Origin of the sequence: Pseudomonas sp. MS15a(2019) (assembly GCF_013277805.1) — a bacterium.
Taxonomy (GTDB): domain Bacteria; phylum Pseudomonadota; class Gammaproteobacteria; order Pseudomonadales; family Pseudomonadaceae; genus Chryseomonas; species Chryseomonas benzopyrenica.
This window is the reverse complement of sequence record NZ_VBTN01000006.1, coordinates 59,728-70,076: the sequence shown is the minus strand read 5'-3', so window position 1 is coordinate 70,076 and position 10,349 is coordinate 59,728. Positions and strand designations below refer to the sequence as shown.

The window sequence follows — 10,349 nt, the reverse complement described above, 5'->3', positions numbered from 1 at the left end:
GGAGGCGAATCCTACAGCATCCCAAGACGCTGTCAACCCCTCCGCTTCATTTCGTCATCACCCGGAGGTGAGAGCCAAATGGCGAAGAATCCGTGGACCCCTCGCCCGACTCAGACCTAAGTGCTTGATTTTCAAGCCGCTTCAGCGTCTGCGCCGGAAGTGGGGCGCATTATAGGCGACTTCTGGAGGGCGTCAACAGGTTATTTCGATTTTATTGCTGACGGACGCTGATGCGGGCAAAAGCCTTCTTGCCGGCCTGACATATATAGGTACGGCCGATCTCGAACAGGAAGCCGCGATCGACCACCTCGCCATCCACCTTGACGCTACCTGCGGCCAGCAGGTCGCGGGCTGCCGCAGCGTTCTTCACCAGCCCGGCCTTGTTGAGGACGGCCGCGACCGGCAAGGCGGCATCGGTTTCCAGCTCGACGTCCGGCAGGTCTTCCGGCAGCTCGCCATCCTTCATGCGGTTGCCTGCGGAGCGATGGGCCGTCTGGGCGGCTTCTTCCCCATGGAAGCGGGCCACGATCTCTTCGGCCAGCTTGATCTTGATGTCGCGGGGATTGGCGCCCTGCTCCACATCGCTGCGGAACTGGGCGATTTCCTCCAGGCTGCGGAAGCTGAGCAGTTCGAAGTAGCGCCACATGAGGGTGTCGGGAATGGACACCAGCTTGTTGTACATGACCCCCGGCGCTTCCTGGATACCTACATAGTTGCCCAGGGACTTGGACATCTTCTTGACGCCATCCAGGCCTTCGAGCAGCGGCATGGTCAGGATGCACTGGGCTTCCTGGCCGTAGGCGCGCTGCAGTTCGCGCCCCATGAGCAGGTTGAACTTCTGGTCGGTACCGCCCAGCTCGACATCGGCGCGCAGGGCGACGGAGTCATAGCCCTGGACCAGGGGATAGAGGAACTCGTGGATGGCGATGGGCTGATTGCCGGCGTAACGCTTGCTGAAGTCGTCGCGCTCGAGCATGCGCGCCACGGTGTACTGGGAAGAGAGGCGAATGAAGTCGGCCGGCGACAGCTGATCCATCCAGGTGGCGTTGAAGGCCACTTCGGTACGCGCCGGGTCGAGGATCTTGAATACCTGGGCCTTGTAGGTCTCGGCATTCTCCAGCACCTGTTCCCGGGTCAGCGGCGGGCGGGTGGCGCTCTTGCCACTGGGATCGCCGATCATGCCGGTGAAGTCGCCGATCAGGAAGATAACCTGATGGCCCAACTCCTGGAACTGGCGCAGCTTGTTGATCAGCACGGTGTGGCCAAGGTGCAGATCCGGAGCGGTCGGATCGAAGCCTGCCTTGATGCGCAACGGGGTGCCGCGCTCCAGTTTTGTTACAAGCTCTGACTCGACGAGCAGCTCATCTGCTCCACGCTTGATGACCGCCAGCTGCTCCTGGACCGTTTTCATGGGGGCTTCGCCTCTGAATTTCGAAAGCGTGAACCTTATCAAGATGCCCCTAGCAGCCGCCAGCCAACACGTCGGATCGACCACCCCAAAGGGTTGTGACAGCCAGCTTTTGATTATATTTTAGGCAGTTATTCACTTCTTTTAACGTCAGATCATCACTTTAGCTAAATGACGAAGCCAATTACCAAAAGCCCGTTCTACCCCAAAAGCCACCTCGTGGCCGCCAGCGGGGTGGCCGCGCTCTTGAGTCTGGCCTTGCTCGTGTTTCCCTCTCAGCAGGTCGAGGCGAAACGTACTTCCATCAGCTTGGATGTTGAACAGGACGCCCAGCGCGTCGTGCAGGGTCAGGATGACCTGAAGGAGCAAGTGCTCGCAGATACTCAGGTCGCGGACACCCAGACCACCTCCCCCTTCGCCCAGGTCTCTGCGGATCAGGCGGAGGCGCAGACTGCCGAGGAAGCCCCTGCCGAAGAAGAAGAGGTCGCCGCCACCGAAAGCGTCGAGCCGCAGTGGAAGACCGAAACCGTGCGCAAGGGCGATACCCTTTCGACGCTGTTCGAGCGGGCCGGCCTGGCCGCCGCCGTGGTGCACGAGGTACTGGCCAGCAGCAAGGAAGCCAAGAAGCTGACCCGCCTGCGGGTGGGTCAGAAGATCGAATTCCAGCGTGATCACGCCGGCGACCTGCTGGCGGTACGCACCAAGCTCACCGCGCTGCAGACCCTGTCGCTGGTCAAGTCCGACCAGGGCTACGAGGTCGAGCACAAGACCGTCACCCCGGACATCCGCCGGGCCTATGCCCAGGGCCGGATCAGCAGCTCGTTGTTCGCTTCGGCGCAGAAGGCCGGGCTGTCCCACGACATGACCATGGCGCTGGCAACCATCTTCGGCTACGACATCGACTTCGCGCTGGACATCCAGGAAGGCGACGAATTCGAGGTGGTGTACGAGGACAAGGTGGTCAACGGCAAGCACGTCGGCTACGGCAACATCCTGGCCGCGCGCTTCGTCAACAAGGGCAAGGCCTATACGGCCGTGCGCTACACCGCCAAGAACGGCACCACTAATTACTACACGGCGGAAGGCGGCAGCATGCGCAAGGCCTTCATCCGTACCCCGGTGGAGTTCTCGCGGATCAGCTCGCGCTTCACCATGGGCCGCTTCCACCCGGTGCTGAACAAGATGCGCGCGCACAAGGGCGTCGACTATGCCGCGCCCACGGGCACGCCGATTCATGCCACCGGCGATGGCAAGATCGCCAAGGCCGGTCGCGAGAATGGCTACGGCAACGTGGTGATGATCCAGCACGGCAAGACCTACACCACGGTCTATGGGCACATGAGCCGGATCGCCAAGGGCATGCAGGCCGGCGCCTCGGTCAAGCAGGGCCAGGTGATCGGCTACGTGGGCATGACGGGGCTGGCGACCGGCCCGCATCTGCACTATGAATTCCGCATCAACGGCAACCACGTTGATCCGCTCGGGGTGAAGCTGCCCATGGCCGATCCCATCGCCAAGAACGAGATCTCGCGCTTCCTGGCCCAGAGCCAGCCGCTCATGGCCCGCATGGACCAGGAGCGCGCCTCTCTGCTCGCGATGAACAAGCGCTGAGATGGAGCGCTACCTGGGGGTGATGTCCGGCACCAGTCTGGATGGACTGGATATTGCCCTGATCGAACAGGACGAGCGGACCCGTTTCGTCGCCGCCGTAGGCATGCCCATGCCGGACACGCTACGCCGCGAGCTGCTGGCGCTCTGTGCGCCCGGCGACAACGAGATCGAGCGCATCGCCCGGGCCGAACAGGCCTGGGTCAGGCTGGCCGCCCAGGGTATCGCCGAGCTGCTGGCCCAGCAGGGACTGACCTCCGCGGATATCCGCGCCGTGGGCAGCCACGGCCAGACCATCCGCCATCTGCCGGCACAGGGCTACACCCTGCAGATCGGCGATGCCGCCCTGCTGGCCGAGTTGAGCGGTATCGATGTGGTCGCCGACTTCCGCCGCCGCGACCTGGCCGCCGGTGGTCAAGGCGCGCCGCTGGTCCCGGCCTTTCATGCAGATCTCTTCGGCCTGGATCGCCCACGCGCGGTGCTCAACATCGGTGGCTTCAGCAACGTGACCCTGCTGGCGCCGGGGCTGCCGGTACGGGGCTTCGATTGCGGACCGGGCAACGTGCTGCTGGATGCCTGGATCCACCATAGCCAGGGGCAGCTCTTCGATGCTGATGGCGCCTGGGCGGCGCAGGGACAGGTCGTGCCGGCGCTGCTGCAACGGCTGCTGAGCGATCCCTTCTTCATGAAGAGCGGACCAAAGAGCACCGGGCGCGAGCACTTCAATCTGCCCTGGCTACAGGGACAGCTCGCCGAGCATGAGGCGCTGGATCCGGCGGATGTCCAGGCCACCTTGGCCGAGCTGAGCGCCCGCAGCATAGCCGACAGCATCCTGGCCGCCCAGGCAGTGGACGAGGTGCTGGTCTGTGGCGGCGGGGCGCACAATCAGGATCTGATGGCGCGTCTGGCGCGGCAACTGGCGCCAGCCAGGGTGCAGAGCACTGCGGCCTATGACGTCTCGCCAGACTGGCTGGAAGCCATGGCCTTTGCCTGGCTGGCCCAGCGCTTCTGCGAACGGCTACCTGGCAATTGCCCCGAGGTCACCGGAGCCAGCGGGCTCCGGGTCCTGGGTGCACTCTACCCACACTAGGCCGGGCGCGGCTCAGGTCAGATGGAGAAGGACTGACCGCAGCCACAGGTGGTGGCGGCATTGGGGTTCTTGATGACGAAGCGCGAGCCTTCCAGGCCCTCCTGGTAGTCCACCTCGGCGCCGGCCAGGTACTGGAAGCTCATGGGATCCACCACCAGGTGCACGCCATCGCGCTCGATGACGGTGTCGTCGTCGGCGGAATCTTCATCGAAGGTGAAGCCGTACTGGAAGCCCGAGCAGCCGCCACCGGTGACGAAGACGCGCAGCTTCAGGCGGGGATTGCCCTCTTCCTCGATCAGGTTCTTCACCTTGCTGGCCGCGCCCAGGGTGAACTGCAGGGGGGTCGGGGTGAAGGTTTCAATGGTCATTGCCGTAGTCTCCCGGCTTGCGCCGAACACAATTCAGTCAGGAAATTATCCTCTTGCCCGAGCAAAAGGGTCAACTATTGGGCGACCACGGGAGGCTGGCCGAGATGACTGGAGTGAATGACTTGCCGCCGGCGCCACTCTAATATCGCGCCGCCTGATAAGGAGAACGCCCCGATGCTCTATCTTTGGTTGAAAGCCTTCCACCTGATTGCCCTGGTCTGCTGGTTCGCCGGCCTGTTCTATCTACCGCGCCTGTTCGTCTATCACGCCCAGAGCAGCGACACTGTAAGCCACGAGCGCTTCTGCCTGATGGAGCGCAAGCTGTACCGCGGCATCATGCTGCCGGCGATGATCCTCACGCTGGTGTTCGGCATCGGCCTGCTGCTGATCAATCCGAGCTGGATGACCCAGGGCTGGATGCACACCAAGCTGGCGCTGGTGGTGGTGCTGATCGGTTATCACCATGTCTGCGGCGCCATGCGCAAGCGTTTCGAGCGCGGCGAGAACAAGCGCAGCCATGTGTTCTATCGCTGGTTCAACGAGGTGCCGGTACTGGTGCTCATCGCCATCGTCATCCTGGTGGTGGTCAAACCCTACTAGGTCCATGGCGAATCCGCCGGCGACCGGCGTTTTCCTGGAGAAAGCAGTATGCAGCGTTATGCCCTGGTAACCGGTGCCTCGTGCGGGATCGGTCTGGCCCTGGCCGAGGCCCTGGCGCGGCGGGGCCAGCCGCTGATCCTGCTGGCGCGGCGCAAGGACAAGCTGGAGAGCATCGCCGCCGAACTGGCCCAGCGCTTCGACGTGGAAGTGCTGTACCGGGTCTGCGACCTGGCGGAGCCGCTGCACCTGACCGGTCTGCTGCACGAACTGGAGCAGAGCGAGAGAGCCATCGGCCTGCTGGTCAACTGCGCCGGGATCGGCAGCGGCGGTGACTTTCTCGCCGCCGACTGGCCGCGGGTGCAGGAGCAGCTGGAGCTGAACATCCTGGCGCTCACCCGGCTGTGCCATGCCCTGGGCCAGCACATGGCGATCCAGGGCGGCGGCCAGATCCTCAACGTCGCCTCGACCGCGGCTTTCCAGCCGATTCCCTACATGAGCAGCTATGCGGCGACCAAGGCCTATGTCCTGCACTTTTCCGAGGGCCTGCGCGAAGAACTCAAGAAGCGCGGGGTGTCGGTGTCGGTGCTCTGCCCTGGGCCGACCCGTACCGCCTTCTTCAAGAATGCCGGGCTGCACACCGGGCGCATGGAGCAGGGCAAGCTGCTGATGTCCGCCGAGGAGGTGGCCCTGGCCGCGGTGCGTGGACTGGAGCGGCGCCAGGCGGTGATTGTGCCGGGCTGGCGCAATCGCCTGGGCAGCCTGTTGCCGCGCCTCTTGCCCCGCGCCCTGGTGCGTGCGGCCGCGGTGCGGATCGGCAAACTCTTTCAACCCGCGTAAGGGTGATCCCGCCGGCGGCACCTGACCCCAGGGCACAGCCGCTGGTACACTTGGACGCTATTCAGCCAGGAGGAGATCGACGTGGATTGTCTGTTCTGCAAGATCGTCGCCGGAGACATTCCGGCCAAGGTGCTCTACGAGGACGATCTGGTCATGGCCTTCCATGACATCGCCCCGCAAGCGCCCGTGCACTTTCTGGTCATCCCCAAGAAGCACATCGCGACCCTGCACGACCTCAGCGAGGCCGACGACAAGCAGCTCGCCGGCCATATCCTCTTCACCGCCCAGCGCCTGGCGCAGGAGCAGGGCTGCGAGGAAGGCTTCCGCGTGGCGATGAATTGCAACGCCTTGGGTGGTCAGACGGTCTATCACATCCATATGCATGTGCTGGGCAAGCGGCAGATGACCTGGCCTCCGGGCTGAGCCACATTCTGTCCTCCCTTCGCCCGCCAAGGAGATCACCTTGAGATCCAAGCGCCTCTACTCCCCCCTCGATCGACTGCTGATCCAGGCGGATACCGCCTTGCGTACCCTGACGCCCTTCAGTGGCGCTCCCACCCGCAGCTCGCCGGCCATTCCGCTCAAGGATGCCGAGCTGAGCGACGAGGAGCGGCGTCATGCGGCCGGTCTCATGCGCATCAACCACACCGGCGAGGTCTGCGCCCAGGCCCTGTACCAGGGCCAGGCGCTGACCGCCAAGTTGCCAGAAGTCCGGGAAGAGATGGAGCGCGCGGCGGACGAGGAGATCGACCACCTGGCCTGGTGCGAGCAGCGCATCCGCGCCCTGGGTGAGCGTCCCAGCCTGCTCAATCCGCTGTTCTATGGCCTGTCCTTCGGGATCGGCGCCGGTGCCGGGCTGATCAGCGATCGCCTGAGCCTGGGCTTCGTCGCCGCCACCGAGGATCAGGTCTGCCGCCATCTGGACGAGCACCTGGACAAGCTGCCGGCGGCCGACGCCAAGTCCCGCGCGGTGCTGGAACAGATGCGCATCGATGAAGAGCAGCACGCCGAGCACGCCCTGGCGGCTGGTGGCTGGCGCTTTCCCACACCGGTCAAATACGGCATGAGTCTGGTGTCCAAGGTGATGACCAAGACCACCTACCGCATCTGACCTGCGGATCGCGCCCATGAAAAAGCCCTGCCTTGGCAGGGCTTTTTGCTGTCTGCACGCTACATATCGAAGAAGACGGTTTCCTGCGGACCCTGCAGGTGGATGTCGAAGCGATAGGCCAAGCGGCCATCGATCTCGCAACGGCGCGCCAGCAGAGTCGGTCGGCGCTCCGGTTCCGGCAGGTTGTAGACCGGGCAGCGGGCATTGGCCTCGGCTTCGTCGTCGAAGTAGAGGCGCGTCTGCAGGTGGATGTTGATGCCGCGGGCGAACAGGGTGACGTTGATGTGCGGCGCCATGGTCTGGCCACGCTGGTCGGCGACCTGGCCGGGCTTGATGGTGTGCAGCGTCCAGTCACCGGCATCGAAGGTGGTGGCGGTGCGGCCGAAGCCGTTGAAGGCCTTCTCCACGTCGTAGATCGGATCGTACTGACCCTGGTGATCGGCCTGCCAGAACTCCAGGAAGGAGTCGCGCACCAGGTTGCCATTGCCGTCGAACACCTGGCCGGTGAGCAGGATGTGCTCGCCCGGGGCGCCGGGCTTGGCCAGCTGGTTCCAGATTTCGACCTCGCGGGTGGGGTTGCCGGCGGCGGCCAGGGCCAGGCCGATGTGCACGTAGGGGCCGGCGGTCTGGGAGGGCGTTTCCGGCAGCAGGTCGTGGCGGTTGGGGATCATGTCGGCGTCCTCAGTGGTGTTCGAAGAACGTCTGCCGCGCGCCGCGGGTGACGATGTCGAAGCGATAGGCCAGGCAGTCCATGGGATTGGCCATGCTCATGTCCAGGCGGGCGATGAGGGTCTGCACGGCATCGGGATCGGCGATGGACTTGACGATGGGGCACAGCGGGATCAGCGGATCGCCCTCGAAATAGAGCTGGGTGATCAGCCGGGTGGCGATGGCCGGGCCCATGACCGAGACGTGGATGTGCGCCGGACGCCAGTCGTTGCTCCCGTTGCGCCAGGGATAGGGACCCGGGCGGACGGTGCGGAAGACATAGTTGCCCTGGCTGTCGGTACGGGTGCGGCCGACGCCACCGAAGTTGGGATCGAGCGGCGCCAGGTAGACGTCGTTCTTGTGCCGGTAGCGGCCGCCGGCGTTGGCCTGCCAGATCTCCACCAGGGAATTGGGCACCGGCTTGCCGAACTGGTCACGCAGGGTGCCGAACAGGATGATGCGTTCGCCCTGGGGCAACTGACCGGTGCCGAAGTTGAGCAGCAGATCGTTGTCGTGGGGCCCCAGGGGCAGCCGCGAGAAGTCCGGGCCGCTGCGCTCGGACGCGGTCTGGTGCTGCAGACTGACCAGCGCCTGGCGCGGTGAGCGGGGAATCGAGGATTTGTAGGCGGGCGTATAGGCCTGGGGATGCCAGGTGCGATCACGGGCGACGTAGCGAACGTCGTGGGGCTTGTTATGCATTGGAATGCTCCACGGAAGGATCGGGGCCAAGGACTGGCTGATCCCAGTGTGGCCCAGGTCGCCACCTGGCTGAATTGAAAGCTGCGCCCTGACCCATAACCTAATGGTTAAGGGTCAACTCGCCGGCCACCTCGCGCAAGACGTCGCAGAATCTCTGGGTGGCCAGCGACAGGGCCACACTGCCATTACGGCAGATACCAACCGAGCCGCCGGCTTCGCGGACGCCAAGCTCCACCTCGACCAGCTCGCCGCTGGCCAGGTCGCGGCGTACCGCATCCCGCGGAGCGATCCACAGGGCCTCGCTCTGACGGACATACTGGCGGCTGAGGGTCGGCGACAGGGTTTCCAGGCGCTGGGGGCTGAGCGGGATGCCGCACTGGACGAAGAGACTCTCGGCGTGGCGGCGGATGGTGGTACCGGGCAAGGGCAGCACCAGGGGATAGCGCGCCAGGGTCGCCAGGTCCGCCGGCAGGGCCTGACTCAGCGAATGCCCCGGTCGGACCACCAGGGTCAAGGCCTCGGTATAGAGGTGCTCGAAGTCGAGGCCGTGGATGTCGGGGCTGTCGGTCATGCGCCCGACCACCAGATCCAGATCGCCGACACGCAGCTGGCCCAGCAGATAGGCACTGGGGCCGGTGGCGACGTTGACGATCAATTGCCGGTGCCGCTCGTGCAGCCGCGCCAGGACCTCGGGCAGCACCTGGCTTTCCACCGTCGACAGCACTCCGACCCGCACCAAGCCGCCGGCCTCGCCGCCGCGCACCAGTTGCATTCCCTCGCGCAGGGCCTGGACGCAGGGACCGGCATGGCGCAGGAACAGCAGGCCTGCTTCGGTCAGGGTCACCTCGCCCTTGCCGCGCTCGAACAGGCGCACCTCGAGAATCTCCTCGAGTTCGCGGATGGTCTTGGAAATGGCCGGCTGGGACACGGCGATGGCATCGGCGGCCTTGGCAAAGCTGCGCTGCTGGGCGATCTCCAGGAAACACAGCAGATGCCGGAATTTGATGCGGTTGTCGAGATTCATGACGCTCTCAAGGCAAGGCTCGGGCCAGAGACTACCACCCGGCGGTCGTGGAAAACCCTTGGAGTCAGCAGGGGCATCCTTTGCTACAGTGCCGCCTTCTCTTCCGGAATCTCTCCATGTCGATCCGTGCCCAGCAGAAGCTGCAAACGCGCCAGGCGCTGCTGGAATCGGCGCGCCTGCTGATGAACAGCGGCCGCGGCTTCGGCAGTCTCAGCCTGCGCGAGGTGAGTCGCCAGGCCGGCATCGTCCCGGCGGGCTTCTATCGCCACTTCAGCGACATGGAAACCTTCGGCCTGGCCCTGGTGGCCGAGGTGGGCGATACCTTTCGCGACGCCCTGCGCCAGGTGCGTCATCACGAATTGCAGCAGCGCGGCATGATCGAGGCCTCGGTGGAGATCTTTCTCGGCGCCGTGGGCGACAACCGCGATCAGTTCCTCTTTCTCGCCCGCGAGCAATACGGCGGCTCCCAGGCCGTGCGCCAGGCCATCGCCGAGTTGCGCCAGCGCATCACCCAGGACCTGGCCCGGGACCTGCTCGCCCTGGGTCGGCTGCCCCACCTGAGTCCGTCGCAGATCGATGTCCTGGCCGACCTGGTGGTGAAGACGGTGTTCGCCACCCTGCCGGAGTTGATCGATCCGCCGCCGCTGACCACACCGCCGCCGCTGTGGCCGGCGGCGAAGATGGTGCAGCAGCTCAAGCTGATCCTGATCGGCAGCAAGCACTGGCGACGCGGCGAACGCATCAACGCCCCAAAAGAGGGCGTTGCCTTGCTGGCCGACGCAATGGCGCACCAAATAAGAGCAACCTGAACGCCAGGTCAACTTCCGGCGCCCCATAACCAGGCGACTTGCGCGCCTTGGCAGGCCCCTTGCTGTAGAGCTGGGCAAAACTGCCAA

At 64.8% G+C, this 10,349-nt stretch carries 13 protein-coding genes; 7 read left to right on the top strand and 6 right to left on the bottom strand.

Features of this window, described 5'->3' with window-relative positions; translation table 11 throughout:
- Positions 1-211: 211 nt before the first annotated feature.
- On the bottom strand, positions 212-1,411 hold the full coding sequence (gene tyrS, locus FEZ61_RS10465; protein WP_064308146.1) for a tyrosine--tRNA ligase: 1,200 nt from the start codon (positions 1,409-1,411) through the stop codon (positions 212-214).
- A gap of 147 nt (positions 1,412-1,558) precedes the next feature.
- A complete protein-coding gene (locus FEZ61_RS24390; RefSeq protein WP_231357433.1) occupies positions 1,559-1,777 on the bottom strand; it encodes a hypothetical protein in 219 nt (72 codons plus the stop codon).
- Between FEZ61_RS24390 and FEZ61_RS10460 the strand changes: the two genes are divergently transcribed.
- A complete protein-coding gene (locus tag FEZ61_RS10460; RefSeq protein WP_311136211.1) occupies positions 1,673-3,019 on the top strand; it encodes a peptidoglycan DD-metalloendopeptidase family protein in 1,347 nt (448 codons plus the stop codon). The two genes, FEZ61_RS24390 and FEZ61_RS10460, sit on opposite strands and share 105 nt — an antisense overlap.
- A 1-nt stretch (position 3,020) precedes the next feature.
- Positions 3,021-4,106, top strand: coding sequence for an anhydro-N-acetylmuramic acid kinase (locus FEZ61_RS10455; RefSeq protein ID WP_017642982.1), 1,086 nt, complete (start codon positions 3,021-3,023; stop codon positions 4,104-4,106).
- A gap of 17 nt (positions 4,107-4,123) precedes the next feature.
- Here FEZ61_RS10455 and erpA read toward each other — a convergent pair whose 3' ends face one another.
- The gene (gene erpA / locus FEZ61_RS10450) at positions 4,124-4,474 is read right to left on the bottom strand and encodes an iron-sulfur cluster insertion protein ErpA (RefSeq protein WP_007162616.1); all 351 of its coding nucleotides are present in this window, start codon (positions 4,472-4,474) and stop codon (positions 4,124-4,126) included.
- A 174-nt stretch (positions 4,475-4,648) separates the two neighbouring features.
- On the opposite strand from erpA, the gene hemJ reads away from it, so the two are divergent.
- The 4 genes from hemJ to coq7 all read left to right on the top strand — a co-directional run bounded on the left by hemJ (position 4,649) and on the right by coq7 (position 7,022).
- Positions 4,649-5,074 (top strand): protoporphyrinogen oxidase HemJ, encoded by a 426-nt coding sequence (hemJ, locus tag FEZ61_RS10445; RefSeq protein ID WP_064308143.1) that lies wholly within the window; start codon positions 4,649-4,651, stop codon positions 5,072-5,074.
- Positions 5,075-5,122: 48 nt separating this feature from the next.
- Positions 5,123-5,911 carry an SDR family oxidoreductase gene (locus FEZ61_RS10440; protein ID WP_017642984.1) on the top strand — a complete coding sequence of 263 codons (789 nt, stop codon included), beginning with the start codon at positions 5,123-5,125 and terminating at the stop codon, positions 5,909-5,911.
- An 81-nt stretch (positions 5,912-5,992) separates the two neighbouring features.
- Entirely contained in the window at positions 5,993-6,334 is a 342-nt protein-coding gene (locus FEZ61_RS10435; RefSeq protein ID WP_093257174.1) for a histidine triad nucleotide-binding protein, read from the top strand.
- Between the two features lie 40 nt (positions 6,335-6,374).
- Complete coding sequence (gene coq7, locus FEZ61_RS10430) at positions 6,375-7,022, top strand: 2-polyprenyl-3-methyl-6-methoxy-1,4-benzoquinone monooxygenase (RefSeq protein ID WP_173148570.1); 648 nt, start codon at positions 6,375-6,377, stop codon at positions 7,020-7,022.
- A 59-nt stretch (positions 7,023-7,081) separates the two neighbouring features.
- Here coq7 and pcaG read toward each other — a convergent pair whose 3' ends face one another.
- From pcaG to pcaQ, 3 genes are all read right to left on the bottom strand, one after another.
- A complete protein-coding gene (gene pcaG, locus FEZ61_RS10425; protein ID WP_173148568.1) occupies positions 7,082-7,693 on the bottom strand; it encodes a protocatechuate 3,4-dioxygenase subunit alpha in 612 nt (203 codons plus the stop codon).
- Between the two features lie 10 nt (positions 7,694-7,703).
- Positions 7,704-8,429: a protocatechuate 3,4-dioxygenase subunit beta gene (pcaH, locus tag FEZ61_RS10420; RefSeq protein ID WP_007162622.1), complete on the bottom strand. Its 726-nt coding sequence runs from the start codon at positions 8,427-8,429 to the stop codon at positions 7,704-7,706.
- A gap of 100 nt (positions 8,430-8,529) precedes the next feature.
- Positions 8,530-9,453: a pca operon transcription factor PcaQ gene (gene pcaQ / locus FEZ61_RS10415; protein WP_173148566.1), complete on the bottom strand. Its 924-nt coding sequence runs from the start codon at positions 9,451-9,453 to the stop codon at positions 8,530-8,532.
- A gap of 116 nt (positions 9,454-9,569) precedes the next feature.
- Between pcaQ and FEZ61_RS10410 the strand changes: the two genes are divergently transcribed.
- Positions 9,570-10,262 carry a TetR family transcriptional regulator gene (locus tag FEZ61_RS10410; RefSeq protein ID WP_093257154.1) on the top strand — a complete coding sequence of 231 codons (693 nt, stop codon included), beginning with the start codon at positions 9,570-9,572 and terminating at the stop codon, positions 10,260-10,262.
- The last annotated feature ends 87 nt before the right edge of the window (positions 10,263-10,349 follow it).